The organism is Paraburkholderia sp. BCC1886 (assembly GCF_900996245.1).
GTDB lineage: Bacteria > Pseudomonadota > Gammaproteobacteria > Burkholderiales > Burkholderiaceae > Paraburkholderia.
This window is the reverse complement of the sequence record NZ_CAAJGK010000043.1, coordinates 73,718-98,623: the sequence shown is the minus strand read 5'-3', so window position 1 is coordinate 98,623 and position 24,906 is coordinate 73,718. Positions and strand designations below refer to the sequence as shown.

At 64.0% G+C, this 24,906-nt stretch carries 24 protein-coding genes; 9 read left to right on the top strand and 15 right to left on the bottom strand.

Annotated features, from left to right (window positions below; translation table 11 throughout):
• Positions 1–7: 7 nt before the first annotated feature.
• The gene (gene map, locus FQ746_RS13570) at positions 8–775 is read right to left on the bottom strand and encodes a type I methionyl aminopeptidase (RefSeq protein WP_144109900.1); all 768 of its coding nucleotides are present in this window, start codon (positions 773–775) and stop codon (positions 8–10) included.
• The gene (locus tag FQ746_RS13565) at positions 772–984 is read right to left on the bottom strand and encodes a ParD-like family protein (protein WP_144109899.1); all 213 of its coding nucleotides are present in this window, start codon (positions 982–984) and stop codon (positions 772–774) included. Before FQ746_RS13565 ends, map begins: the two co-directional genes overlap by 4 nt.
• Before the next feature lie 136 nt (positions 985–1,120).
• Between FQ746_RS13565 and FQ746_RS13560 the strand changes: the two genes are divergently transcribed.
• Both FQ746_RS13560 and FQ746_RS13555 read left to right on the top strand, forming a co-directional pair.
• Positions 1,121–1,708, top strand: a complete 588-nt coding sequence (locus FQ746_RS13560) for a helix-turn-helix domain-containing protein (RefSeq protein WP_144109898.1) — start codon at positions 1,121–1,123, stop codon at positions 1,706–1,708.
• A complete protein-coding gene (locus FQ746_RS13555) occupies positions 1,705–2,232 on the top strand; it encodes a GNAT family N-acetyltransferase (RefSeq protein ID WP_144109897.1) in 528 nt (175 codons plus the stop codon). Before FQ746_RS13560 ends, FQ746_RS13555 begins: the two co-directional genes overlap by 4 nt.
• Positions 2,233–2,283: 51 nt before the next feature.
• On the opposite strand, the gene FQ746_RS13550 is transcribed toward FQ746_RS13555, so the two are convergent.
• Positions 2,284–2,535 carry a hypothetical protein gene (locus tag FQ746_RS13550; protein ID WP_144109896.1) on the bottom strand — a complete coding sequence of 84 codons (252 nt, stop codon included), beginning with the start codon at positions 2,533–2,535 and terminating at the stop codon, positions 2,284–2,286.
• A 167-nt stretch (positions 2,536–2,702) separates the two neighbouring features.
• On the opposite strand from FQ746_RS13550, the gene FQ746_RS13545 reads away from it, so the two are divergent.
• Positions 2,703–3,263 carry a DUF6496 domain-containing protein gene (locus FQ746_RS13545; protein WP_144109895.1) on the top strand — a complete coding sequence of 187 codons (561 nt, stop codon included), beginning with the start codon at positions 2,703–2,705 and terminating at the stop codon, positions 3,261–3,263.
• 4 nt (positions 3,264–3,267) lie between these two features.
• Here the strand turns inward: FQ746_RS13545 and FQ746_RS13540 are convergent, their stop codons facing one another.
• Complete coding sequence (locus FQ746_RS13540) at positions 3,268–4,596, bottom strand: aspartate aminotransferase family protein (protein ID WP_144109894.1); 1,329 nt, start codon at positions 4,594–4,596, stop codon at positions 3,268–3,270.
• A gap of 203 nt (positions 4,597–4,799) precedes the next feature.
• Between FQ746_RS13540 and FQ746_RS13535 the strand changes: the two genes are divergently transcribed.
• Positions 4,800–6,215 carry a PLP-dependent aminotransferase family protein gene (locus FQ746_RS13535; protein ID WP_144109893.1) on the top strand — a complete coding sequence of 472 codons (1,416 nt, stop codon included), beginning with the start codon at positions 4,800–4,802 and terminating at the stop codon, positions 6,213–6,215.
• On the opposite strand, the gene FQ746_RS13530 is transcribed toward FQ746_RS13535, so the two are convergent.
• On the bottom strand, positions 6,212–6,835 hold the full coding sequence (locus tag FQ746_RS13530) for a LysE family translocator (RefSeq protein WP_144109892.1): 624 nt from the start codon (positions 6,833–6,835) through the stop codon (positions 6,212–6,214). The genes FQ746_RS13535 and FQ746_RS13530 overlap by 4 nt on opposite strands.
• A 276-nt stretch (positions 6,836–7,111) precedes the next feature.
• Between FQ746_RS13530 and FQ746_RS13525 the strand changes: the two genes are divergently transcribed.
• Positions 7,112–8,167: an ABC transporter substrate-binding protein gene (locus FQ746_RS13525; RefSeq protein ID WP_409932398.1), complete on the top strand. Its 1,056-nt coding sequence runs from the start codon at positions 7,112–7,114 to the stop codon at positions 8,165–8,167.
• Between the two features lie 107 nt (positions 8,168–8,274).
• Positions 8,275–9,954: a GMC family oxidoreductase gene (locus FQ746_RS13520; RefSeq protein WP_144109890.1), complete on the top strand. Its 1,680-nt coding sequence runs from the start codon at positions 8,275–8,277 to the stop codon at positions 9,952–9,954.
• Positions 9,955–10,018: 64 nt separating this feature from the next.
• On the opposite strand, the gene FQ746_RS13515 is transcribed toward FQ746_RS13520, so the two are convergent.
• From FQ746_RS13515 to FQ746_RS13490, 6 genes are all read right to left on the bottom strand, one after another.
• The gene (locus tag FQ746_RS13515) at positions 10,019–11,446 is read right to left on the bottom strand and encodes an aldehyde dehydrogenase family protein (protein ID WP_144109889.1); all 1,428 of its coding nucleotides are present in this window, start codon (positions 11,444–11,446) and stop codon (positions 10,019–10,021) included.
• Positions 11,447–11,471: 25 nt separating this feature from the next.
• Positions 11,472–12,266, bottom strand: a complete 795-nt coding sequence (locus tag FQ746_RS13510) for an ABC transporter permease (RefSeq protein ID WP_144109888.1) — start codon at positions 12,264–12,266, stop codon at positions 11,472–11,474.
• A complete protein-coding gene (locus FQ746_RS13505) occupies positions 12,263–13,171 on the bottom strand; it encodes an ABC transporter permease (protein WP_144109887.1) in 909 nt (302 codons plus the stop codon). The genes FQ746_RS13510 and FQ746_RS13505 overlap by 4 nt, the downstream gene beginning before the upstream one ends.
• A complete protein-coding gene (locus FQ746_RS13500) occupies positions 13,168–14,505 on the bottom strand; it encodes an NAD(P)/FAD-dependent oxidoreductase (RefSeq protein WP_144109965.1) in 1,338 nt (445 codons plus the stop codon). The genes FQ746_RS13505 and FQ746_RS13500 overlap by 4 nt, the downstream gene beginning before the upstream one ends.
• A 4-nt stretch (positions 14,506–14,509) precedes the next feature.
• Complete coding sequence (locus FQ746_RS13495; protein WP_144109886.1) at positions 14,510–15,223, bottom strand: HAD-IA family hydrolase; 714 nt, start codon at positions 15,221–15,223, stop codon at positions 14,510–14,512.
• Between the two features lie 75 nt (positions 15,224–15,298).
• The gene (locus tag FQ746_RS13490; protein WP_144109885.1) at positions 15,299–16,375 is read right to left on the bottom strand and encodes an ABC transporter ATP-binding protein; all 1,077 of its coding nucleotides are present in this window, start codon (positions 16,373–16,375) and stop codon (positions 15,299–15,301) included.
• Between the two features lie 101 nt (positions 16,376–16,476).
• Here FQ746_RS13490 and FQ746_RS13485 point away from each other — a divergent pair, with 101 nt between their 5' ends.
• Complete coding sequence (locus FQ746_RS13485) at positions 16,477–17,511, top strand: LysR family transcriptional regulator (protein ID WP_144109884.1); 1,035 nt, start codon at positions 16,477–16,479, stop codon at positions 17,509–17,511.
• A 45-nt stretch (positions 17,512–17,556) separates the two neighbouring features.
• On the opposite strand, the gene FQ746_RS13480 is transcribed toward FQ746_RS13485, so the two are convergent.
• The 3 genes from FQ746_RS13480 to FQ746_RS13470 all read right to left on the bottom strand — a co-directional run bounded on the left by FQ746_RS13480 (position 17,557) and on the right by FQ746_RS13470 (position 21,085).
• Entirely contained in the window at positions 17,557–18,549 is a 993-nt protein-coding gene (locus FQ746_RS13480) for an asparaginase (protein WP_144109883.1), read from the bottom strand.
• 22 nt (positions 18,550–18,571) lie between these two features.
• A complete protein-coding gene (locus tag FQ746_RS13475; RefSeq protein ID WP_144109882.1) occupies positions 18,572–19,834 on the bottom strand; it encodes a D-amino acid dehydrogenase in 1,263 nt (420 codons plus the stop codon).
• Between the two features lie 171 nt (positions 19,835–20,005).
• Positions 20,006–21,085 carry a GlxA family transcriptional regulator gene (locus tag FQ746_RS13470; protein WP_144109881.1) on the bottom strand — a complete coding sequence of 360 codons (1,080 nt, stop codon included), beginning with the start codon at positions 21,083–21,085 and terminating at the stop codon, positions 20,006–20,008.
• 199 nt (positions 21,086–21,284) lie between these two features.
• Here FQ746_RS13470 and FQ746_RS13465 point away from each other — a divergent pair, with 199 nt between their 5' ends.
• On the top strand, positions 21,285–22,439 hold the full coding sequence (locus FQ746_RS13465; protein ID WP_260854018.1) for a branched-chain amino acid ABC transporter substrate-binding protein: 1,155 nt from the start codon (positions 21,285–21,287) through the stop codon (positions 22,437–22,439).
• Between the two features lie 85 nt (positions 22,440–22,524).
• On the opposite strand, the gene FQ746_RS13460 is transcribed toward FQ746_RS13465, so the two are convergent.
• Positions 22,525–23,739, bottom strand: a complete 1,215-nt coding sequence (locus tag FQ746_RS13460; protein ID WP_144109880.1) for an MFS transporter — start codon at positions 23,737–23,739, stop codon at positions 22,525–22,527.
• 212 nt (positions 23,740–23,951) lie between these two features.
• On the opposite strand from FQ746_RS13460, the gene FQ746_RS13455 reads away from it, so the two are divergent.
• Positions 23,952–24,881, top strand: coding sequence for a LysR family transcriptional regulator (locus tag FQ746_RS13455; RefSeq protein WP_144109879.1), 930 nt, complete (start codon positions 23,952–23,954; stop codon positions 24,879–24,881).
• Positions 24,882–24,906 lie beyond the last annotated feature (25 nt).

Sequence of the window (24,906 nt, the reverse complement as noted above, 5' to 3'; positions counted from 1 at the left end):
GTCCCAATCAGTTCACCGTCTTCTCATCGCTACGTAACGTCAGAACCCGCACTCCGTTCCGAGTGACGGCCACGGTGTGCTCGAATTGCGCGGACAGTTGTCCGTCGGTCGTGACGACGGTCCAGCCGTCTTCTTCGGTATGAACGGTATGCCGGCCCTGGTTGATCATCGGCTCGATGGTGAACACCATGCCTTCGCGCAGCATCAGACCGGTCCGCGGCTTTCCCCAATGCAGCACTTGCGGGTCCTCGTGCATCTCGCGCCCAATGCCGTGCCCGCAATATTCCCGGACGACCGAGTAACCGTTTCTTCGCGCATGCCGCTCGATGGCATGACCCACGTCGCCGAGCCTCGCACCAGGACGAACCGCGTTGATGCCTTTCCACATCGCCTCGTAAGTGACCTGCACGAGCTTCTTCGCCGGTGCCGACACTTCACCCACGAGATAGGTTTTGCTGGAATCGGCGATATAGCCGTTCTTCTCCAGCGTGATATCGAAGTTGACGATATCGCCGCTCTGCAATAACTCAGTGGGAGAAGGAACGCCGTGACAAACCACGTTATTGCGCGAGGAATTGAGCGCGTACGCGTATCCGTATTGGCCTTTGCTGGCCGGCCGCGCGTCAAGTTCGGTCACGATCAGATCGTCGACCAGATCGTTGACCTGCATGGTCGACATGCCGATGAGGTCGAGCCGGTCGAGATGTCGGAATACCTGCGCGAGCAGCTTGCCCGACTCCGCAAGCAATGCGATTTCTTCGGGTCGCTTCGTCACGCCGCGACTCCTTTAGCGACAGGCTCCGTCACGCCCGCCGCTCGCAATTCGCGGGTAACGATTTCGTTGAAGGTTTGCGACGGATTCAGCTCGCACAACATGCCGATTTTGATCCAGAACGCCGCTTGCGCGTTGATCGAGCGGCACGACACCGTGCTCGCCTTGCGGATCTGATCGTGCAGATCGTCGTCGATATTGACGATGCCCATGCTTTTCTCTCTATATGAAACGTATATGAATCATATAGTCGGTCATCGAGGTTGGCAAGGCCGTACTCATTTCCCCATTGACAAACCGGTGGCCAAATTCTAGTTTACTGGAACTTAAATCCAATAAACTGGAATCATGGAAATCAACGAGCGAATTGGCGGCCGCGTTCGGGAGCTTCGCGATGCCAACGGCTGGTCACTCGATCTGCTGGCCGAACGCAGCAGCGTCAGCCGCTCGACCATCTCGCTCATCGAGCGAGGTGAAAGCAGTCCGACCGCGACTGTGCTGGACAAACTGGCGACTGCGTTGAACGTGCCGCTGGGGTCGCTGTTCGAGCAGGGCGTCACGGAAGTGGCCGCGTCGTCCCCTGTTTCCCGTGCGCGCGACCGTGCGGTGTGGACCGACCCAGCCTCCGGCTATGTGCGCCGCCAGGTGTCTCCGGCTGCGTGGTCCCCCATTCAACTCGTCGAAGTCGACTTTCCGGCCGGCCAGCGCGTGAATTACGAGACGGGTTCGCGCGATACGGAAATCCATCAGCAAATCTGGATTCTCGACGGAACCATGGAAATTACCGCCGGCGAGACGATCTGGCGTCTCGACACCGGCGACTGCCTCGCGATGCGGCTGGACTGCCCGACCGCGTTCAGAAATCCCACTCGCAAGCCAGCATGCTACATGGTGGCGCTCACGAGCGTCACGCCTGATAAAAGGAGAAACGGATGACCGACGACCTGATCGTTCGCCGGCTCGGTGCCAACGAAGCGTCGGCGTGTGTGGACGCCTTGAGCGATGTGTTGATCGATTGCGTGGAAGGCGGCGCGTCGGTCAGCTTCATGCTGCCGATTGCCCGCGAAACGGCCGTGAATTTCTGGCGCAAGGTGGTCGATGGCGTGGCAGAAGGCGAACGCGTGCTGCTGGTCGCGGAAACGGCAGACGGACAGATCGTCGGCACCGTGCAGTTGATCACCGCGCAACCCGAGAATCAGCCGCATCGCGCAGACGTGGCGAAAATGCTGGTCCATCGGAAAGCGCGGCGCTCCGGCGTCGCCCAGCGACTGATGGCCGAAGCCGAGCGGCAAGCGCGCCACGAGCGCAAGTCGGTTCTCGTGCTGGACACGGTGAGCGGCGGCGACGCCGAGCGACTGTATGAGCGAGCGGGCTGGCAGCGGGTCGGGGAAGTGCCCAACTATGCGCTGATGCCCGACGGCAAATTTTGCGGAACGACCTTCTATTGCAAGCAGCTTTGAGCGATCTGCGGTTCGGTCCGCGGTTCGGTCTGCGAAAGCAGGACGAAGCCTCTACTCCTCGGTATCGTGCTCCATCACGAACTGCTTCAGATAAGCCAGCACCGCGGCCTCGCTAGCGCGATGGTCCGCCGTGCTTTTCGACCCCGCGTTTTCCTCATCGCCGAACAACGTCGACGGCGCGTTGTGCACATCCACTTCGAGACCATCGCGAAAAACGCGGATTTCGTGCGCATCGCCGACATATTCCGCGATCCAGTGGATACCTTCGATATGCGCGCCTGCGCGAACGGTAGCGATTTTCATGGCTGTCTCCTGATGGAATCGGACCATGGTGCCGACCCTCGTTGCCACCATACGCCGACTGACACCCTGGCGCGACCCCTCACAACCGCCGTTACTTCATCGACCTTCGACTCCCCGGCACAGCCGTTGCTGCGATTCAAGGGCCTACAGTCAACCGGAGAACCGTGATGCCCGAAGAGAAAACCATCAAGCGTGCCCGAGCCGACAAGCGTGCCGGTAAAGCGTCGAGCACACAGGCAGGTGAATTCATCAAGGAGCAGGTCGATAAGGTGCGCGCCGGCAAGCATGGCGTGAGATCGGCCAAACAGGCGGTGGCTATCGGACTATCCGAAGCGCGGCGGGCCGGCGTGGCGGTGAAATCGCCGAAGAAGGGCGCCACGAGCGAAGCGACGCGCAAGAAGGCGGTTAAGGATAATGCGGCGGGGCAGCACAAGACCACGGCGCGTAAGAGCGCGACGAAGTCCGGCACCAGCGGAACCGCCAGCACCGCCAGCACGGAATCGACGGCAAGACGCTCGCGCGCCGCAACTAGCGCGCTGAAGCGCGAAGGCAAAGCCGGCGCATCGCATACGGCGCTGTCGAAACAGACGAAGTCCGCAGCAGCGAAGCGTCCGGCCGCCAGCCGCTCCGCCGCAGCGAAAAAAGCGGCGACGACGAAGGGCGAATCGGGCCGCTCGGCGGCCGCAAAAAAAGCCGCTCAGACGCGAGCGGCTCGAGCTCATCGGTAATGCGTCAAGCGATCGTCGCCAGCACGTCGCCCACGGTCTTGAAGATGTGCGCAATCTGCTCTTCGTCGATGATGAGCGGCGGCGAGAATGCCAGGATGTCGCCCGTGAAACGCACCAGCACGCCGGCTTCGAAGCACTTGACGAATGCTTCGTAAGCCCGCGCGCCCGGTGCGCCGTCACGGGATTCGAGTTCGACGCCGGCGATCAAACCGAGGTTGCGAACGTCCTTCACGTGTTTCGCGCCGCGCAGCGAATGGGCAGCGGTTTCGAAGGCCGGCGCGAGCGACGCCGCGCGATCGAACAGATTGTCGCGTCGATACAGATCGAGCGTTGCGATCGCCGCGGCCACGGCTGCAGGATGCGCCGAGTACGTATAGCCGTGGAACAGCTCGATGGCTCCTTGCGCACCGTTGTTCACGATGGTGTCGTGAATCGTGCGGCTCGCGGCCACGGCGCCCATCGGAATCGACGCGTTGTTGATGGCCTTCGCCATGGTGATCAGATCCGGCGTCACGCCGAAATACTCGCTGGCGGTTGCCTTGCCGACCCGGCCGAAAGCCGTGATCACTTCGTCGAAAATCAGCAGGATGCCGTGCTTCGTGCAGATGTCGCGCAGCTTCTGCAAATAGCCTTGCGGCGGAATCAGCACGCCGGTCGATCCCGCAACCGGTTCGACGATCACCGCGGCAATGGTCGACGCATCGTGCAGTGTGACGATGCGCTCGAGTTCATCGGCAAGATGAGCGCCCCACGCCGGTTGGCCTTTCGAAAAAGCGTTCTGTTCGAGATTGTGCGTGTGCGGCAGATGGTCGACGGCCGGCAGCAGCGCGCCGGAGAAAATCTTGCGATTCGGCGCGATACCGCCCACCGAAATGCCGCCAAAACCCACGCCGTGATAACCGCGCTCGCGGCCGATCAAACGCGTGCGTTGTCCTTCGCCACGCGAACGGTGATAAGCCAGCGCGATTTTCAGCGCCGTATCGACCGATTCCGACCCGGAGTTGGTGAAGAAAATCCGGTCGAGCCCTTCCGGCATCAGTTCGGCCACTTTGGTCGCGGCTTCGAACGCGAGCGGGTGGCCCATCTGGAACGTCGGCGCGAAATCGAGCGTCGACAGTTGCTGGGTGATGGCGGCGACAATCTCGTCGCGGCTATGCCCTGCGTTCACGCACCACAGCCCCGCACAGCCGTCGAGCACTTCGCGTCCATCCGTGCTGCGGTAGTACATGCCCTTCGCCGATTCCAGCAGGCGCGGCGCGGCCTTGAACTGGCGGTTGGCGGTAAAGGGCATCCAGAAAGACGACAGATCGTCGATGACGGGGCGCGAAGTCATGATGTGTTCCTCGAAGTGGGTTCCCCGACGAGTGGTCCTCTGGGGCGTGCCGAAACTCTAGCGCCGGCGATTTAATGTCGGCATAAACAGTTGCAGCGGTGGGGCGCGAACTGTATTGGCCGATTGACGCTAACTGTGCCGATCGCTAACCTCCGGTATCGGGCGGCATGCCGCGGCCCCGCTTTCGTCGCTCTACGGCAACCATGATCGAACTTCAACTCCAGCGCGACCGGCGCGCGGCTCCTACGCTCGTCGAACAGGTCGTGCAAGGCTTCGCGCGCGCCATCGAGGCGCAATCGCTGCGCGGCGGCGCGTTGCTGCCGTCGGTGCGGCAACTGGCGCAAAGCCACGAGCTCAGCACCTTCACCGTGACAGAAGCGTACAACCGGCTGGTGTCGATGGGTCTGGTGGTGGCACGGCGCGGCTCGGGTTATCGCGTGGCGGTGCGGGCTAAGGCGAAGCGCGTCGCGGCGACCGACTGGCAACCGCCGAGCCTCACGGCCAACTGGCTGCTGTCCGACGTGTTCGCCGATCATTCCGTGCCGATCAAGGCCGGCGGCGGCTGGCTGCCGAACGAGTGGATCAACGAATCGGGTTTGCAGCATGCGTTGCGCGCGATGAGCCGGGTGCCCGCGGCGCGTCTCGGCGATTACGGCCATCCGTATGGCTTTGCGCCTTTGCGCGAGCGGATCGCCGAGCAACTCGACCGGCGCGGCTTGCCCGTCGACGTCGCCAACGTGCTGCTCACGCAGGGCGCGACGCAAGGGCTCGATCTGATCGTGCGCACTCTGCTGCGCGCGGGCGATGCGGTGATTGTCGAAGACCCCGGTTATTGCAATCTGCTGCAGATTCTCAAGCTCGCGGGACTGGTCGTGCACGGTGTGCCGCGCACGCCCGCAGGCGTCGACACCGACGTGCTCGAAGCGCTCGTTGCCGAGCACAAGCCGAAGGCGATCTTCGTCAACACCACGCTGCAGAATCCGACCGGCGCCACGTTCGGCATGTCGGCGGCGTTCCGCTTGCTGCAGATTGCCGAGCGGCAACGCATGTGGGTGATCGAGGACGACGTGAGCCGCGAACTGGCGCCGTCCGGCGCGCCGTTATTCGCGGCGATGGAAGGGCTGCAGCGCGTGCTTTACGTCGGCGGCTTTTCGAAGACTGTGACGCCGGGGCTGCGCTGCGGCTACGTGGTCGCCGAGCAGGCCGTGCTGCGCGAACTGGCGCGCACGAAGATGGCGGTGGGGCTGACGTCGTCGGAGGCGATCGAGCGGATCGTCGACAAGGTATTGCTGGAAGGGCGCTACGCGCGTCACGTGGAGACGGTCAACGAACGCCTCAAACTCGCGCATGCCACGGTGGAAGAGCGGCTCGACTCGCTAGGGCTGGAGCTGTTTCACCGGCCGCGCGCCGGGCTGTTTCTGTGGGCGCGTCTGCCGATCGAAGCGGAGCGAGCGGGGGCGGTGGCAACCGCGGCATTGCAGCATGGCATCTGGCTCGCGCCGGGCTCCTACTTCCGTCCCGACGATGCCCCCAGCGCTTGGTTCCGCTTCAACGCGCCGTATTCGACCGACGACGGGTTGTGGCGATTCATCGAACAGGTGGGACGCGGTGCGCTTTAGCCGCCCATGCCGAGCAGCTTCAATGCGATGGGGTAAAGCGACAGCACGAGCAAGGCGGCCATCGTCAGATTGAAAACGCGCAACCACTTCGGGTTCGACAGCACCTGGCGCATTGCGGTGCCGAAGCCGGCCCACACACAGATGCAAGGAAAGCCGATCACATAGAAAACCACCGCCATGGCCACGGCGTTCAGGCTGGTGCTCTCGCACAGATGAATCGTGGTGGCGGCGGTCAGCACCATCATCCAGGCTTTCGGATTGACCCATTGAAAAGCGGCCGCTTCGAGAAACTTCATCGGGCGGCGTTCGCCCTGTTTGACTTTCAGTTCGCCCGACGTGCCGATCTTCCACGCCAGATACAGCAGATAAGCGACGCTCGCGACTTCGAGCACGGTGTACAGGACAGGAAAATGCACGAAGGCTTCACCGAGACCGATTCCCACCGACAACATCAACAGCACGACACCGGCGCTGATTCCCGACAGATGCGGCAAGGTCCGCCGAAAACCGAAGTTGACGCCCGAGGCCAGCACCATGGTGTTGTTCGGCCCCGGCGTAATGGACGTGACGAGCGCGAACAGCATACCGGCGGGCAGCGCGCTGAAGCTCAGGAAGGACATGGAAGGCTCCGGGATGTCGGAATGAAAGACTGGGCAGCATTCTAGCGAGCGCACCCGGTACAGTACCGGTACGGATTCCGGGATGAAATCCGGTACGGGAGCCGTTCGGGGATCGGCGTCGGGTTAACACGTGGCATAACGTGATGTCATGACCCCCACAACAATTGCGGCGTTGTCGCCAAAAAACGGAGTCACTATATTCAACTCAACTTGCATTTCAGCCACGATATTTTTCTTCTTAACCGTTTCGAGGACATGGTCGTGATCAAGAAGCCAATGTTGCGCCCGGTTTTACGCCCGCTTGCTGCTTTGCTGGTTGTCAGTGTCGTGGGCCTGGTGCCTGCTGCCATGACATCGGCGCTCGCCGCTGGAAAGATTACCTTCGTCTCTCAAGGCGGGACTTATCAGGAAGCGCAGACCAAAGCCATTCTCGATCCGGCTGCAAAGCTGCTCGACATCACCGTGAACCAGGACAGCATTCCGGACGCGTGGCCGCAGATCAAGGCCCAGGGCGCGACGGGCAAGCCGATCTGGGACGTGGTCGACACCCCCACGGCCAACTGTCTGCGCGGCGGCAAGGAAGGGCTGCTCGAAAAGCTCGATTTTTCGAAGCTGCCGAACGCGGCCGCGATGCCCGAGAAATACCGCACGCCGTATTCGGTCGCCTATGAGTTCTACTCGACGGTGATCGGCTACAACAAGAAGACGTTGAAGAAAGTGCCGCAAAGCTGGGCCGATTTCTGGAACGTGAAGGCGTTTCCCGGTACGCGCGCATTGCGTAACGATCCGCAAACCGTGCTCGAAGCCGCGCTGCTCGCCGACGGTGTGCCGCGCGACAAGCTCTATCCGCTCGATGTCGATCGCGCGTTCAGGAAGCTCCAGCAGATCAAGCCCGACGTGACGGTGTGGTGGACCTCGGGTGGCCAGTCGGCGCAATTGCTGCACGACGGCGAAGTCGACATGACGATGATCTGGAACGGCCGCGCGAGCGCGGTTCGCAAGGACAATCCCGACATCGACTTCACGTACAAGGACGGCATCTTGCAGAACACACAACTGTGCGTGCTGAAGAACGCGCCGAATCTGCCCGACGCGATCAAGTTCGTCAACGCGGCCGTGTCGCCGGACCTGCAGGCCAACTTGCCGTTGTATATCGATTACGGTCCGGGCAATCCGGCGGCGTTCAAGACCGGCAAGATCACGGCGAAACGCGCGAGCGAATTGCCTAGCTCGCCGGAAAATGCGGCCGTGCAGACGCTGATGTCGGAAGAGTGGTGGGCGTCGGACGCCGGCATTCAGGCGAAGGCGCGCTGGCTGAAATTCATGCAGTAAGTCGTGATACGGCAAGCGGCGCAGTTCGTCGCTTGCTCGCTAATCGCCCTTATTTCAGGCGCTTTTTGCGCGTTCCGCCCGTCTCACCGTCAGCGCATTCATCGAACGTGATCGACTATCTGATTCTCGGCGGCGGTTCGGCCGGCTGCGTGCTGGCCGCGCGGCTTTCCGAAGATGCCGGCAAGACCGTCTGCCTCGTCGAGGCCGGCCGCAACATCTCCCCAACCGACATGCCCGCCGCGGTGCGCAGCCGCTATCCCGGGCGTGCCTATCTCGACACCGCGAACATCTGGCAGCGCCTGAAGGCACGCATGAGCGCGCCGGCCGCGATCCGCCGATACGAACAGGCGCGTCTGCTCGGTGGCGGCTCGGCGATCAACGCGCTGATGGCCAACCGCGGCGCGCCCGCCGACTACGACGAATGGCAGGCACTCGGCGCCGACGGCTGGAACTGGGACGCCTGCCTGCCGTACTTCCGCAAGCTCGAAACCGATTGCGACTTCGACGGCGCGCTGCATGGCGCGAGCGGGCCGGTGCGCATTCAGCGCACGCCATGGGCGCGCATCTCGCCGTTCGTGCAAGCGGTGCTCGCGACGCTCGACGCGCGCGGTCACCCGCAGCGCGACGATCAGAACGGTCCGTGGCAGGACGGCACGTTCATCGGATCGATCGCGGTGAGCGAAGCGGGCGAGCGCATCCCGACCTCGGTCTGCTATCTCGACGACACGGTGCGTGCGCGTCCCAATCTCACCCTCCGTACGCAGACGCTCGTCGAGCACGTGCTGTTCGACGGCAAGCGGGCGATCGGCGCGCGGGTCACCAGTGCGGACGGCAGGAGCGAAACCTTGCATGCCCGCCAGGTGATCGTGTGCAGCGGCGCCGTGCACACGCCGGCGCTGCTGATGCGAAGCGGCATCGGCCCGGCGGCCGAACTGGCCGCGCTTGGTATCGAGGTGCGCGCGGACCGCGCCGGCGTCGGCGGCAATCTGATGGAGCATCCGTCGATCGCCGTCTCCGCGGTGTTGCCGCGTAGCGCGCGCACGCCTTATCCCGACGAGCATCACGAGCAGGCGATCGTGCGCTTTTCGTCGGGCGTGAGCGACACCGTGCCCGGCGACATGCACGGCGCGATCCTGTCGCGATCGGGCTGGCATTCGGTCGGCTACCGGCTCGGGACGATTTTCTTCTGGGTCAACAAGTCCTACTCGCGCGGCCGCGTGAGCCTCGCATCCGCCGATCCGCGCGATGAACCCACGGTCGAATTCAACATGCTGTCCGACCCGCGCGATCTCGAACGCCTGAAGCTCGCGCTGCGTTTCGGCGCGACGACGCTCGCCGATCCGCTGATGGCGAAGCACCGCAGCGCGCTGTTGCCGTCGAGCTATTCGCCGCGCGTGGCCAGCGTGGCCGTGCCGGGTCTGTGGAATGCCGTGCAACGCGGGCTGCTGAGCGCACTGCTCGATATCGCCGGACCGTTGCGCGGCTGGCTGGTGCGCAGCGTGGTCACGCAAGGCGTGACGCTCGACCAGCTTCTCGCCGACGATCGCGCGCTGACGCGTTTCGTCACGAGTTCGGTGGGCGGCACGTGGCATCCGTCCGGCACCTGCCGCATGGGCGCCGCCACCGATCCGCTGGCGGTCTGCGACGCACGCGGCGCGGTGCACGGCGTCAGCGGACTCTATGTCTGCGACGCATCGCTCATGCCGTCGATTCCGTGCGCGAACACCAACATCCCGACCATCATGATCGCGGAACGCATCGCCGATATGTTGCGCGGCCGTGCCTGAAAAAAACGTCGCATTGCAAACGCAATGCGACGTTCCCTGTTTCAGCAAGACGCCAACGGTTTCGTCAGTCGCCGTATCCCACGATCCCCTTTACTTCGAGAAACGCTTCGAGTCCCCATTCGCCGTACTCGCGTCCGTTGCCCGACTGCTTGTACCCGCCGAACGGCGAACCGGCATCCCACGCCGGATAGTTCAGATGCACGCTGCCCGCGCGAAGCCTGAATGCTACGCGCCGCGCGTGCTCCAGATCCGCCGATTGAACATACGCCGCAAGTCCGAACGGACTGTCGTTGGCTATCGCGATGGCTTCTTCCTCGTCGCGATACGGCAGGATAGCGAGCACCGGGCCGAAGATTTCTTCACGCGCGATGGTCATGGACGGGCGCACATCGGCGAACACAGTCGGTTGCACGTAGAAGCCGCGTTCCAGACCGGCCGGGCGTCCCAACCCACCCGCGACGACCTGCGCGCCTTCCTCGATACCGATCGCAATCAAACGTTCCACGCGCTCGAACTGCACGCTGCTGACGACCGGACCCATGGTCGTCGACTCGTGATCCGCCGGGCCGACGCGTTGTGCCTGCGCCGCGCGCCGCGCAATCTCCACGGCTTCGTCATGACGTGCCGCCGGCACCAGCATGCGCGTCGGCGCGTTGCACGACTGGCCGCTGTTGTTGAAGCAGGAGTTGACGCCGGCCGTGACCGCCGCTTCGAAATCGACATCGTCCAGCAGGATATTCGCGGACTTGCCGCCCAGTTCCTGGTGTACGCGTTTGACTGTGGGCGCCGCGAGCTTCGCAATCTCGACACCCGCGCGCGTCGAACCGGTGAACGACACCATATCGACATCGGGATGCGCGGCCAGCGCCGCACCGACCGTCGGCCCGTCGCCGTTGATCAGGTTGAACACACCCGGCGGCACGCCGGCCGCATCGAGTATCTCGGCGAACAGCAATGCGTTCAAAGGCGTGACTTCGCTAGGCTTGAGCACCATCGTGCAACCGGCTGCAATCGCGGGCGCCGCCTTGCAGACGATCTGGTTGACCGGCCAGTTCCACGGCGTGATGAGCGCGACCACGCCGATCGGTTCGTGCGTGATCAGCGTCGTACCTTTCGTGCGTTGCCACGCGAAACTCTCGCACGTGCGGATCAGCTGTTCGAGATGCCGCCGTCCGATTCCGGCCTGCCACGCATGCGCCATCGGCAGCGGTGCGCCGAGTTCGCGCGAGATGATGTCGCCCATCTCGGCCTGACGCTCGAGAAACACCTCGAGAATCCGGCGGATCAACGCGAGGCGTTCGGCCGGCGTGGTCTGCGAGAACGACGTAAAAGCGTTTCTTGCCGCGGCGACCGCGCGATCGACATCGGCGGGCGCACCCATCGCCACTTCGGCGAAGGCTTCTTCGGTGCAGGGATCGACGACGGCACGGCGTGCGTCGCCCGACGGCTCGACCCACGCGCCGTCGATATAAAACTTCAGTGCATTGAGCATGAGGTAAAGAGCTTGAGCGAAAGAGTTAGGCGCGAGCCGCGCTGGAACGGCGGCTCACCACGACGATCATCACGAGGCAGAGCGTCAGGGCGGTCAGCATGGTGCTGATTGCGGCGATGGTCGGGTCGATCTCGTCGCGCAGCGTCACGAACATGCGGCGCGTAAGCGTCTGGTTCGAGCCGCCCGACACGAACAGCGCAACCACCGTTTCGTCGAGCGCCTGAATGAACACGAACACCGCGCCGGAAATCACGCTCGCCTTGATCTGCGGCAGCGTCACCACCATGAAGCTGCGCAGGCGATTCATCCCGAGGCTGCGCGCGACCATCTCCTGCGTGCGGTCGAAGGTGCGCAGATCGGCGCCGACCGAGATCAGCACGTAGGGCAGACCGAGCATCGTGTCCGCGAGAATCAGGCCGCTCAACGTGTTGACGTAGCCGGCCTGCGAGTACACGAAGAACACACCCACGGCGACGATGATGATCGGCACCATTAACGGCAGCATCAGCACGGTGCGCAGATGGCGCATGAAGCGGTGCGTGCCGTTCTGGATCGCGTACGCGGCGGCCACGCCGAGCGGCGTGGCGATCAGCGCGGCGCACACCGATGCGGTGAGCGTAGTGCGCGCGGCGTCGATCCACGCGGGGTTGTCGAAGAACGAGTGATACCAGCGCAGCGAGTATCCCGGCGGCGGAAAGGTCATGAAGCGCGTGTCGGAGAACGACATCGGCACGACAATCAGCACCGGCACCAGCAGGAACAGCAGGATCAGCACGACGGCCGCGCCGAGGACGATCCGTCCGAACGAGAGTTTGTTCATTTCGCGCCCAGGGTCTTTTCGAGTGGCACTACGCGGCTCGCCGCATAGAAGATCGCGAACACGCAGATCAGCAGCACGACGCTGACCGCGCTTGCCGCGCCCCAACTGTTGTAGATCTCGACGTTGCGGCTCACGACCATCGACACCATGATCGACTTGCCGCCACCCATCAGTTCGGGCGTGATGTAAAAGCCGAGGCACAGCACGAACACGAGCGTCACGCCCGCGAACACGCCGCTCAACGACAGCGGCAGGAACACGCGCAGAAACACGTGCAGCGGCGAGCCGCCAAGGCTCGCGCCCGCTTGCGAGAGGTTCGACGGAATCTTCTGCATCGCCGAGTAGAGCGGCAGCACCATGAACGGCAGCAGGATGTGAACCATCGCGATGATCGTGCCGAACTGGTTATAGGCGAGCTGAACCGGCCGCTCCACCAGACCCGACGCGATCAGCGCCTTGTTGACCAGTCCCGTGCGTTGCAGCAGCACGAGCCACGCGTAGGTGCGTACCAGCACGCTGGTCCAGAACGGCAGGATCACCATGCCGAGCACGAGAGCGCTCAGTTTAGGCGGCAACGACGCGGCGAAGTAGGCAACCGGATAGCCGAGCAGCAAGGTGAGCAGGGTCACGATAATGCTCAGCTTGAAAGTCAGCACGAAGGTTTCGAGGTACGCACCGGTCAGCATGCGCCGGTAGTTGTCGAGCGTGAAACCGTCGTGATAGATGGACTGCCACGACAGCCACGCGAGCGGCACGACCAGCAATACGACGATGACGAGAAGCGCCGGCGTCATCAGCAGAAACATGGTGCGATCTTCGCGGCGCTGATAGCGCGCGGCGGGATCGGACCCGGCGGCTTGGATCGGGGTGGCTCCCGGGAGCATCCGTCTGGCGGTTGTCATCATGCACCTACGGCGTCGAGAAACTGATACCACGCGGCGACGAGTCGGACACCCGGCGCGCGCAGCGAATGGAAGGGTACGGGACGCAAACCCGGCGCGCCCAGCAGCGAAAGCTCGGGCGTGCCGCCCAGCGCGAGCGCGGCCGCATGCTGACCGAGCAGACTCGCCATGGCGACGCCTGCGCCGTTATACCCCAGACAAAAAGTCGTCGCGTCGTCGCTGCGTCCCACGTGCGGCAACGAGTTGAACGTCATACCCACGTAGCCCGACCAGCGGTAGTCCACGCGTACGCCCGCGAGATCGGGGAACAGCGCGACCATTGCGCGCTGCAATGCGTCGAAGCCCGTAGTCTGGCCTTCCTTGCCGAACGCGTCGCGTCCGCCGAACAGCATGCGGCCGTCCACCTTGCGGAACCACTTCATCATGCGGCGCGTTTCGGTGTAGCTGCGCCGTTCGACCATCAACCGCGCGTCGAGTTCGGGGGAAAGCCGTTCGGTGGCGATCATCGCGCTGCGAAACGGCACGAGTTCGCGCTGATACGCCGCAGTCGCCGGCGTGAGATCGGAGTACGCATTCGTTGCGACGATCACCTGCTTCGCGCGCACCGTGCCGCCCGGTGTGACGAGCGTCACGTGCTGCTCGCCGGGCCTGCGAAGCATCTGTTGAACCGGTGTCGATTCGTAGATCGGCACACCGCGTTGCGTGATGCCGCGCGCGAGTCCACGCACGTATTCGAGCGGCAGAATCGTGCCGGCATCGGCGCTCAGCACGCCGCCGACGAAACCTTTCGAACCGGTCTCGTGTTCGATCCCGGCGCGCGATAGCGCCGTCATCGTGGTGTCGCCCAGATGCGTGCGGACCCAGTCGGCCTCCGCGCGAATCGCGGCAAGCGCGGACTCGGTGTGTGCGCAACGCAGGCTGCCGGTCGCTTCGAAGCGGGCACGCGTGAGCTTGAATTCGTCGACCAGCGTTTCGACGACCCGCACGCCCTCGTGCGCGAGCCGATGCATGCGCTTCGCGGTATCGAGACCATGCAGCTTGTCGATGGTCGGAAACGACAGTCGAAACTTGGACGACACCACGCCGCCATTGCGGCCGCTCGCGCCCCAGCCCACCGGGTTGGCATCGAGCACCACGCAATCGACGCCGCGTTTTTGCAATGCATACGCAGCGGTGAGGCCCGAATAGCCCGCGCCGATCACAGCGACCTCGACCTCGAGATCGCGCCCGAGCGGGGCGCCGGCACTGAGTGCCGCGCCGCCGTCCGGCGCGGCGTCGGCGAGGGCCCGCCACAGTGTGGCGGGCGGCGGCGTTCTGGGTGTCGTCGGCGCGAGCATGGGCTCAGGCGGCGAGACGTGCTTCGGCTTCGACGGCATCCGCGAGCGCGCCGAGCGTCGCGAACGTGAAGGTCGGCGTGGTCACGACGTCCGGCGTCGGCGAACCGCCGAAGCCCTTCGTGCCCTGACGGCGTTCGATCCAGCAGGTCGAGTAGCCGAGTCTGGTCGCCACGCCGATGTCGTGATACTGGCTCTGCGCTGTATGCAGGATTTCGTCGAACTTGTAGCCGAACGCTGCCTGACGGCCGCGGTTGTACGCGAAGAATTGCGGGTCGGGCTTGGCCACGCCGGTTTCGTCGCAGCAGACGGTGTCGTCGAACGGGTCGCCGAGCGTGTGCGCATAGCTCGACAGCGCCACGCGGTCCGCATTGGTCATCGCGACCAGACGGAAGTGCTTGCGCAGACGCTTGAGCGCCGCGACCGAATCCGCGAACGCCGGCCAGTCGAGCACGTCGCGCTGGAAGGCGGCGGCGGATTGCGCGTCGTCGGGCAGACCGAGTTCTTTCGCGACGAACAGGTAGACGTTCGACATTTCATGACTCGAGCGGCCGGGGTAGGTCGCGCGGCCACGCAGGTAGGGCTCGAAAATCTGGTCGTCGGTCAGGTCTTTTGCGGCGGCGCCGCCGAGGCGTCGTATGGAGGTCAGTACGCCGCGCTCGAAATCGATCAGCGTGCCGACGACGTCGAACGTCAGGACCTTGAAATCGGTGAGCTTCATGAAAATCATCCTTTTGCAGTGTGCGTGAAAGAGAAGAGCGATTGCCCGGGCAGGGCGGGGAGTAGCTATGTGGAATCAGGCGGGCACGACGATCGTGTCCTGGGGATCGAGCACGACGTTCATCGACGCGCCGGGCTCGGGAATACGGCGGCGGGCGTCGTAACCGCCGGGTTGCCGCAGGCTGATCGCGGTACCGTCGGCCAGCGTTGCGAACACGCGCAGGCTTTCGCCCTGGTACAGCACCTCGGTGACCCGGCACGACAGACGGTTGACCGATTCCCTCGGTTCGCCGCTGTCGATCACGAGCTTTTCGGTCTGCACGGCGAGCTGGAGTTTGTCGCCGGGCGGCAGCGGATGCGCGGTGCGCAGCACCGTCTCGCCGAGCCGCACCGCGTCGTCGCCGGCGCGCGTCACCGCAAGCAGGGTCGCCTCGCCGATGAAGCTCGCGACGAACGCATCGCACGGTCGGTCGTAGAGCCGCTCGGGGGTGTCGATCTGCACGAGCCGGCCATTTTTCAGCACCGCGACGCGGTCGCTCATCGTGAGCGCCTCGCGCTGGTCGTGCGTCACGTAGACGATCGTCGCCCCGAGTTTGCGATGCAACCGGCGCAGTTCGATCTGCATGGTTTCGCGCAACTGTTTGTCGAGCGCGGAGAGCGGTTCGTCCATCAGGATGAGTTGCGGCTCGAACACCATGGCGCGGGCCAGTGCTACACGCTGCCGCTGGCCGCCCGAGAGTTGCGCGATACCGCGGTTCTCATAACCGGAGAGTTCGACCATGGCGAGCGCGTCGGCGACTTTCTTCGCCCATGTGCCTTTCGGTTGACGGCGTGCGCGCAGTGGGAACGCGACGTTTTCGCCGACGCTCATGTGGGGGAACAGCGCGTAGTTCTGGAACACGATGCCGATGTCGCGCTTGTGCGGCGGCGCGTAGGTAATGTCGCGTTCGCCGACCCAGACCGCACCCGAACTCGGCTGCACGAAGCCGCCGAGAATGCCGAGCAGCGTGGTCTTGCCCGAACCCGAAGGACCGAGCAGCGAGACGAATTCGCCGGGGGCGATATCGAGTGAAACGTCGTCGAGGGCCACGACAGGCCCATAACGTTTCGCGGCTGATCGGATCGAAACACCTGTTTTCGCTCGTGCATCCATGAAGTCTTGTCTCGCTCTAGAAGCCTGCGTTAGGGAAAATATAGGCCGCACTATTTTTGGCGGCAATTCCCAAATTGTTGGATCGGGCATAACATCAGGTCATGCCTAATCTCCGTAAAAAATTGCCGAGCGCCAACGCCCTGTTCGTGTTCGAAGCGGCGGCGCGCTGCGGTAACTTCACCCGCGCGGCGCAGGAGTTATATGTCAGCCAGCCCGCGGTGAGCCGCATGCTCTCGCGTATGGAAGACCATCTCGGCGTGCGTTTGTTCGAACGCGTGCGCGGCGGCATCGAGTTGACCGAGAATGGCACGATCCTTTACCGGAAGATATCGGAAGGCTTCAACGGCATTGAAAACGCCATCCGCGAGATCGAGGCGCGCGCGACTGGCGTGGAGTCGGTCACGCTGTCGGTGTCTACCGCATTCACGACGCACTGGCTGATGCCGCGCATGAGCCGGCTGAATCAGGCATTCCCCAACGTCGACTTGCGATTCCAGCTCATCTCGGGGCGCATCGGCGGCCCGCTCGTCGACGTGGATCTCGGCATGCGCTTCCTGCGCGAGGACGAGATCGGCGAGAACAGCGCGCTCGTCATGCCGGAAACCTTGCTGCCGGTATGCAACCGGCGCTATCACGATAGCGCGGCAACGGAGGCGGGCCGCGAACACGGCGATACGGTGATCGTGATGGACGACGGCGAGCGCGGCTGGCATGAGCGCTTCCCGGCGTTCGCAGCGCAGGGGCGGCACGCTGCCAGCATGTTGAGCTTCAACGATTACGCCATCGTCGTGCAAGCCGCGTTGCTCGGGCAAGGCGTCGCGCTCGGCTGGCTGAACGTGATCTCGCACTGGCTGGTCGACGGCGCACTGCTACCCGCCGAAGAAGAACTGATCGTGACGAACCGGCGCTGCTGCCTGGTGTGGCCGGAGAACCGGCCGTTGCGGCAGGTCGCGGCGGACGTGCGCGACTGGATTATCGAAGAGACGCGCGCCGATATGCGTGCGGTCGAACGGAGTTATCCGAAGCTGGGGCTGCGGCGTCTGCTGGCGCAGGCGGGGCTGACGATCGGCGCGGATCGCGACGACGCGCGAAGCGATACGGCGGTGCGATCGGCGACGCGGTCGGGTGGGCGGTAAGCCTCTTTAGTGCGATGAACGCGATGAACGTGACGAGCGCGAAATTCAGTAGCGTTCGAACACCGCTTGCAAGGTCTGCACGTCCCGGGATTGCGTCAGCGCAAGCATCAGCAGGATGCGGGCTTTCGACGGCACCTGGTCGTCGACGCTCAGCCAGTCGTACAGGTCGTCCGGTTGCGCGCCGTTATGCAGCACGATGCCGCTGCCCGTGCGCGACGCGCGCACCACGTGAACACCGCGCCGGGCGGCATCGCGCAACGGCTCGATCAGATGCGCCGGGACGTTGCCGTTACCGGTGCCCGCGAAGATCAATCCGTTTGCACGCGCGGCGAGCGCGTTCACCGTTTCCGCTTCGAGCGCGCCGTACGCCTGCACGATATCGACCTGAGGCAAGCTTGCAAGCGTGCCGGCCGACCACGGTGTCGCGAGCGTGTGCGCGCGACACGGATGCCGGTAATAGCGCGGCCGGCCTTCGATCACATAACCGAGCGGCCCGTACGGCGAGCGGAACGCTTCGACCTTGAAGCTGTTGCCCTTCGTGACATCCCGTGCGGTATGTATCTCGTCGTTCGCGACGACCAGCGTGCCCAGGCCAACCGACGCCGGGTGCGCCGCGACCGCGATCGCATCGTAGAGGTTCAGCGCGGCGTCGGAACTCATCGCCGAGGGGGGCCGCATCGAGCCGACCACGACTACCGGCTTGGCGCTCTTGAGCGTGAGATGCAGAAAGTACGCGGTTTCCTCGATCGTATCGGTGCCATGCGCGATCACCACACCATCGACATCGTCTTGCGCGAGCAAAACGGCTACACGCCTGCCGATGGCAAGCAGTTGCTCATTGCCGAAATTCTCCGAGCCGGTTTGCAGCAACTGCTCCGCGCGCAGATCGACCGCCAGGCTGCGAGGGTCGATAGTCGCGAGAATTTCATCGATACCGAGCACCGAGCATAGGTACGCGGACGTGTTGCTGGCGGCTTTGCCCTGACCCGCAATCGTGCCGCCGGTTCCGATCACGACGATGTTGGCCTTGTGTGTCATGCGAGGTCGGTAGGTGGGTTTTTCAGTGCGAAACTGTGAACAGGTCGCGCAGATCGTCGTTTTCGGCTTTGCCGTTGCCGTTTTCGAACCACCGCGTCAGCAGCGCGGCCGAGCCGGTTGCCAGCGTGAAGCCGAGCGCGCCATGGCCGACGTTCAGCCACAGGTTGCGATAGCGCGTCGGTCCGACAATGGGCGTGCCGCGCGGCGTCGCCGGGCGCAAGCCGGTCCATTCGTTAGAGCGGCAAGAACGCACGACATCCGGATACAGGGCTTGCGCCTCGGCGCGCAGCGTCGCCAGCCGTGCCGGGTCGGCCTCGAGCGAATAGCCGCCGATATCCGCGATACCCGCGACGCGTAGCCGCTCACCCAGGCGGGCATACACCACCTTGCGGCTGAAATCCGTGACGCTGATGCGAGGCGCGACCGTCTGCGCTTGCAGATCGAAGGTCAGGCTATAGCCCTTGAGCGGATACACCGGCACGTGGATGCCCACGGGTTTCAGCAAGCGCGCGGCGGCGGCACCCGAGGCGACCACGACATGATCCGATTCGAGCGGCGCACCGCCGCTGCAGGCTGCGATGCGTCCGCTCGCATCCGACCTGAGGGCGTCGATCGACGTATTCATCAGGAACCGCACGCCGCGAGCGCGCAGCACTGTTTCAAGGCCTTGGCAGAAGCGGCTGCAATCGGCCGTGTCTTCACTCGCCGTGTAGATGCCACCGGCGAGATGAGCCTGCAGATGGGCCAGCGTCGGTTCGAGATCGACACAGGCATCCGCGCTCAATGCCTGCTGTTCGCAACCGAGCGAGCGCTGGAATTCGAGCAACGCGACCGCGCTTTGCATCGAGCCGGACTCGCGGTGCACGACGAGCTTGCCGGAGCGGACGAAGTCGAAGTCGAGCGACGGTTCCGCGGCGATCAATTCATGAAGCAGCGTGCGACTGAGGAACGACAGCGGCAGCAGATTGCGCATCGTGAGTTCGCTCTGTTCGCGCGTGCACGCCGCTAGAAACTGCCAGCACCAGCGCCATTGTTCGACACTCATTTGCGGACGGAAGCGCACCGGCGAGTCGCGCTGCGTGAGCCAGCGCGGCAGCTTCGACACCACACCGGGGCCGGCCAGCGGCGCGACGTAGCTATACGACAACTGGCCGCCGTTAGCGGCGCTGGTTTCGCTCGCGACTGCCGGATGACGGTCAACGACGGTGACCTCGTGTCCGGCCCTGCTGAGGTAATAAGCACTCGACAGACCGATGACGCCTGCACCGAGGATCGATATCCGCATACCGCCGCACCCGCTTTCTCTTCGTGTTCAGGATGACCGCACGACATGCGTGTGCACGTCGTCGGCCCGATGACCGCACTGTACGGAGTCGCCGGCGAAGTGCATTGCATCGATCTGCCGGAAAGTAGAAGAATCGCGACAGATTCGACCGATTCGATAGAGGCGGCCGGTTCAGGCGGCGCTCGCGGTCCGCGGCCCGCGCAGTTTGCCGGGCGTCACCCCATAGGCCTCGCGGAACACGCGGATGAAATGCGCGGCATCCGCGAAACCGCATTCGTAGCCGATGTCCGTGATCTTGCGGCTCGTATTGACGAGCATCCAGCGCGCGTAACGCAAGCGCATGCGCCGGTAGAACTCGTTGGGCGACGTGTTCATCTCCGTCATGAATGCCCGTTCGAGGTTGCGCACGCTAGTGCCGATCATCCTGGCAATGACCGCGATGTTCAGCGGCGCCTCGAAGTTTTCCTCCATCAGGAGCACCGCGTGGCGCACGGCGGCATCGTCGACCGAAAGATAACCGAGCGCCGCGCGCCGCTCGACGAACGACGAGCCGCCGCGGCGGCTGACCGTCATCTGATGAATCACTTTCGACGCGCGGTCCGGGCCGCAGTGCAGACTGATCAGGCGCGCGGCCATTTCGAGAACCGAAATGCCGCCTGCGCAGGTAATGCGCGCGCCGTCGATCAGATAGTCGACGTGCGTCGCCACGCGCAGCGTCGGGAACATGTGCCGGTAGTCGTCGAGATGGAAGCTGTGCACGCAGGCCACGTGGCTTTCCATGAGCCCCGCGCGCGCCAGCACGAAACTGCCGGTGCAGATGCCGACCAGCGGAACGCCGGCTTCGGCGGCCTGCTTCAGATAGTCCCAGTAGCGCCGGTCGACCTGATCCAGATGCGGCAGCAATCCGCCGATCACGACCAGATAGTCGAACTGCGCGACGTCCGGAAAGGTGGATTGCGCTTGCACGGGGATGCCGCAACTCGCTTCGATCGATTCCCCTTGCGCGCCGACAATCGTCCATAAACAGCGCAACTGGCGACTCTGGTCGCCGCGATCCGCTGCGTGACGCAGCGCGTCGCACAGGCCGCCGAGCGAGAGCATCGGAAAGCGCGGCCACAGCAGGATGCCGATGCTCAGTTCGGCGCCGGACCGGCTCGGGCGGACCTGGACGGTATGCGGCGAAGCATCCAGACGCTCGACCAGTTGCTGGACGGAGCGGGTGGCGCGGAGGGAAGCGTCGACATCCGGCATGCGCGAACTCCTGAGTGGGCCGGTCGATTATACGGGCGGGTCGGCGCGGACGGCTTGCCGCAATTCTTCTATTTTCCGGCAGATCGATGCAATCGCAACGGATTGTGGCTGCATAAATTCAATCCCGCTGACGAACGGTATCGCGCTTCATCTGCACGACCCGCCGTTCGTTCCAACCACAATTCTTATCGGGTGAAGCATGAGCAAATACCAGGCTTTGGGTCGCGGCATCGTGACGGTCGGCGTGTTGGGGACATTGGCGGCGGCCGCAGTGGGCGTCGCCCAGGCCGATCAGACGGTGAAGATCGGCGAGGCCGCGCCCGTGACGGGACCGGCGTCGTATCTCGGCAAGGACACCGAGAACGGCGCGCGCCTCGCCGTCGAAGAGATCAACCAGACCGGTCTCGTGATCGGCGGACAGAAGGTGACGCTGGTGTTCGACGCGCAGGACGATGCCGGCGATCCGCGTCAGGCGACTCAGGTCGCACAGAAACTGGTCGACGAGCAGGTGGTCGCCGTGGTGGGCCACATGCAGTCCGGCTCGACCATTCCGGCTTCGAAAATTTATAGCGATGCGGGCATCGTGCAGGTGTCGCCTTCCGCGACGAATCCCGTCTATACGCAGCAAGGCTTCAAGACGGCGTATCGCGTCGTCGCGACGGACGCGCAGCAAGGGCCGACGCTCGCCGACTATGCGGCGAAAACGTTGAAGATCAAAACGATCGCGATCGTCGACGACTCGACGGCCTACGGCCAGGGCCTTGCGGTCGAATTCGAAAAGCAGGCGAAAGCCGACGGCATCACGGTGCTCTCGCACGACGCGAGCACCGACAAAGCCGTGGATTTCCGCGCGATCCTGACGAAAATCAAGGGCGAAAAGCCGGACGCCATCATGTACGGCGGACTCGACGGCACGGGCGGGCCGTTTGCGAAACAGGCGAAGCAACTGGGCATTGCGGTGAAGGTGCTGGCCGGCGACGGCCTGTGCGCGGACGACCTCGCCAAACTCGCGGGCGATGCGGCCGACGACGTGATCTGCTCGATTGCGGGCGCGCCGCTGCTGAAAATGACTGGCGGCCCGGCGTTCGTGGAGCGCTACAAAAAGCGCTTCGGTTACGCGCCGGTGTTGAACTCACCGTTTGCCTACGACGCAGTGGGCGTGATCGTCGACGCGATGAAGCGCGCGCAATCGACCGACGCCGCGAAGATTCTCGCGGCCATGCCTGCGACGGACCACGAAGGCGTACTCGGCAGGACGCAGTTCGATGCGAAAGGCGATCTGCGGCATGGCGTGATATCGCTGTACAAGTACGTGGATGGGAAGCAGGCGCTGCTGGGGGTGGTGGAGAAGTAGGGCGGGTAGCGCGGCACCGCTGGACTGCGGGCCGCCCTACCAGCGCGTCGCTATACGGCGATCCTTTCTTCGGACTGAGGTCGCTTCACGCAATACTCGCCGCGTGCGGCCGCCCGATCAACAGGTAATGCACGAGCGCGATCAACGGAAACGCCGTCGCCACCGCCGCTACCAGCGTCCAGCCGCCGTGTTCGTAAAGCGGGCTGGCGAGCGCCGAGCCGCACGCGCCGCCCACGAAAATGCTCGTCATATACAACGCGTTCAGGCGGTTTCTGCTGGCCGCGTGCAGCGCGTAGATCTCGCGCTGGCCGAGCACCATGTTCATCTGCACGGCGAAGTCCAGCACGACCCCTGTCGCGACCAGTCCGATCACGCCCCAGGCCGGATGGACCAGCACCGGCGTATAGGCCAGCGCGCCGACCACCAGCGCGATCAACGTGGCGCGCACGGTGTGGCCCGCATCGGCGAGACGTCCCGCGACCGGCGCCGAGGTCGCGCCGATCGCTCCGACCAGCGCGAAGATGCCGATCTGCGTTTGCGACAGCCCGAAATGACGGGTGAGTTCGATGGGGATCGCGGTCCAGAACAGACTGAACGAAGCGAACATCAAACCTTGATAGAACGAGCGATGACGCAGCACCGGCATCGTGCGAACCAGATGGCCGAGCGAGCCGATCAGTTCGAAGTAAGTAGCCTTGTGATCCGGCTGCCGGCTCGGAATGGTCAGCGCGAGCACGGCGGTGACGAAAGTCATCAGCACGGCGGCGCAGCCGAATACCGTGCGCCAGCCGAAGTGCCCGGCCACCACGCTGGAGATAGGCCGCGACAGCAGAATGCCGAGCAGCAATCCGCTCATGATCGTGCCGACCACCTTGCCGCGCGTTTCGTCCGGCGCGAGATGCGCGGCGAGCGGAATCAGAATCTGCACGGCGACCGAGCTGAAGCCGACCAGCAGCGAGATGGCGAGAAACACGCCCGGCTGATGCACGAGCGCCGCGGCGGCGAGACTGACGATCGACACCAGCGCGGTGACGATCATCAGCTTGCGGTTTTCCAGCAGATCGCCGAGCGGCACGAGAAAGAACAGGCCGAACGCGTAACCGATCTGCGTCAGCGAAACGATCAGACTCGCGGTGCCGCCGGACATGCGAATGTCCGGCGCGATGAGTTCGGTGATCGGTTGCGCGTAGTACAGGTTGGCGACGATCGTGCCGCAACAGAACGCGAACAGCGCGATCAGACCGCGCGTCATCTTGACGGGGTGACTACCGCCCGCCGCAGTGTGAGTCGGGGTCGACATGACAACTCCTTGATTGAAATTCCGGGAAGCAGGTAAGCGTGGCGCACAGCTTAAGCGCAATAGCGATCGACCGTTGCCGCCCGATGAGGCGAGTCGAGTCTATGCATAGCTTAATCGTTGCGTTTGATTGCTAGAATGGGCGGCCAGCGCAAACGGGCGTTGCGTGTGGCACAACATAGAGTGCAACCAATCCCATTCAGAAGGCGCCAACCGTGGATAAGCTCCTCGCCATCAAAACCCTGCTCGAAGTCGCGGATGCAGGCGGATTTTCCAAGGCTGCGCGGCGCCTGGGCGTGGCCACGTCGTCCGTCACGCGCTTGATGGATTCGCTCGAAGCGTCGCTCGGCACCGCGTTGCTGACCCGCACGCCGCGCAAGGTCAGCCTGACGGACGCCGGCACCGCTTACGTCGAACAGGTCACCAAGGTGCTCGACGACCTCGCCGAAGCGGACGACAGCGTGTTCGACAGCGGCGCGTCGCCGGTCGGCGCGCTGCGTATTTCCGTGCCGTCCACGTATAGCCGCATCTGTCTCGCACCGCATCTCGCGGCTTTTCTCGCGGACCACCCGCGCGTGTTTCTCGACGTGTTGGTCGCCGATCATTTCGTCGATCTCGCGCACGAGCGCATCGATGTCGCGGTCCGTATCGGCCGGGCCGACCGCGACGCTAATCTGATCGTGCGCAAACTGGCCGACAATCCGCGCTACGTCGTGGCAACGCCGGACTATCTGCAACGCCGCGGCATGCCGGCCGAACCCGAGGCGCTCGGCGGCCACGAATGCCTGCGCTCGGCGTATGGCGGCGGCTATCGTACGCATCAGACGTGGACATTTCGCGGTGACCGGAACGAGCAGGGCGAGCAGCGTGTCGACGTGCATGGGCAAATGCAGTCCAACAACCTCGACATCCTGTATGCAGCCGTCATGTGCGGGCGCGGCATTGCATTACTGCCGCGCTGGCAGGTTGCCGCCGAGCTTCGTGCGGGCCGTTTGCTGCGTCTGTTCGAGCAGTTCGATGTGCGGCCGCACTCGGGCGAGGCCGTGGTGTACGCCGCCTACCTGCCGAACCGGCGGCAGTCCAGCAAGGTGCGCGCGTTCGTCCGCTTTCTCGAAGCGCGACTTCATGCGGCTTCCGACGCCTGAGCGTCGAATAACCGAAAACCATGTA

What these genes read in the sequence shown, in the direction of transcription:
- FQ746_RS13565 (WP_144109899.1), bottom strand. Translation starts at nt 984, where the DNA reads ATGGGCATCGTCAATATCGACGACGATCTGCACGATCAGATCCGCAAG.
- FQ746_RS13560 (WP_144109898.1), top strand. Translation starts at nt 1,121, where the DNA reads ATGGAAATCAACGAGCGAATTGGCGGCCGCGTTCGGGAGCTTCGCGAT.
- FQ746_RS13555 (WP_144109897.1), top strand. Translation starts at nt 1,705, where the DNA reads ATGACCGACGACCTGATCGTTCGCCGGCTCGGTGCCAACGAAGCGTCG.
- FQ746_RS13550 (WP_144109896.1), bottom strand. Translation starts at nt 2,535, where the DNA reads ATGAAAATCGCTACCGTTCGCGCAGGCGCGCATATCGAAGGTATCCAC.
- FQ746_RS13545 (WP_144109895.1), top strand. Translation starts at nt 2,703, where the DNA reads ATGCCCGAAGAGAAAACCATCAAGCGTGCCCGAGCCGACAAGCGTGCC.
- FQ746_RS13540 (WP_144109894.1), bottom strand. Translation starts at nt 4,596, where the DNA reads ATGACTTCGCGCCCCGTCATCGACGATCTGTCGTCTTTCTGGATGCCC.
- FQ746_RS13535 (WP_144109893.1), top strand. Translation starts at nt 4,800, where the DNA reads ATGATCGAACTTCAACTCCAGCGCGACCGGCGCGCGGCTCCTACGCTC.
- FQ746_RS13530 (WP_144109892.1), bottom strand. Translation starts at nt 6,835, where the DNA reads ATGTCCTTCCTGAGCTTCAGCGCGCTGCCCGCCGGTATGCTGTTCGCG.
- FQ746_RS13525 (WP_409932398.1), top strand. Translation starts at nt 7,112, where the DNA reads ATGTTGCGCCCGGTTTTACGCCCGCTTGCTGCTTTGCTGGTTGTCAGT.
- FQ746_RS13515 (WP_144109889.1), bottom strand. Translation starts at nt 11,446, where the DNA reads ATGCTCAATGCACTGAAGTTTTATATCGACGGCGCGTGGGTCGAGCCG.
- FQ746_RS13510 (WP_144109888.1), bottom strand. Translation starts at nt 12,266, where the DNA reads ATGAACAAACTCTCGTTCGGACGGATCGTCCTCGGCGCGGCCGTCGTG.
- FQ746_RS13505 (WP_144109887.1), bottom strand. Translation starts at nt 13,171, where the DNA reads ATGATGACAACCGCCAGACGGATGCTCCCGGGAGCCACCCCGATCCAA.
- FQ746_RS13500 (WP_144109965.1), bottom strand. Translation starts at nt 14,505, where the DNA reads ATGCTCGCGCCGACGACACCCAGAACGCCGCCGCCCGCCACACTGTGG.
- FQ746_RS13495 (WP_144109886.1), bottom strand. Translation starts at nt 15,223, where the DNA reads ATGAAGCTCACCGATTTCAAGGTCCTGACGTTCGACGTCGTCGGCACG.
- FQ746_RS13490 (WP_144109885.1), bottom strand. Translation starts at nt 16,375, where the DNA reads ATGGATGCACGAGCGAAAACAGGTGTTTCGATCCGATCAGCCGCGAAA.
- FQ746_RS13485 (WP_144109884.1), top strand. Translation starts at nt 16,477, where the DNA reads ATGCCTAATCTCCGTAAAAAATTGCCGAGCGCCAACGCCCTGTTCGTG.
- FQ746_RS13480 (WP_144109883.1), bottom strand. Translation starts at nt 18,549, where the DNA reads ATGACACACAAGGCCAACATCGTCGTGATCGGAACCGGCGGCACGATT.
- FQ746_RS13475 (WP_144109882.1), bottom strand. Translation starts at nt 19,834, where the DNA reads ATGCGGATATCGATCCTCGGTGCAGGCGTCATCGGTCTGTCGAGTGCT.
- FQ746_RS13470 (WP_144109881.1), bottom strand. Translation starts at nt 21,085, where the DNA reads ATGCCGGATGTCGACGCTTCCCTCCGCGCCACCCGCTCCGTCCAGCAA.
- FQ746_RS13465 (WP_260854018.1), top strand. Translation starts at nt 21,285, where the DNA reads ATGAGCAAATACCAGGCTTTGGGTCGCGGCATCGTGACGGTCGGCGTG.
- FQ746_RS13460 (WP_144109880.1), bottom strand. Translation starts at nt 23,739, where the DNA reads ATGTCGACCCCGACTCACACTGCGGCGGGCGGTAGTCACCCCGTCAAG.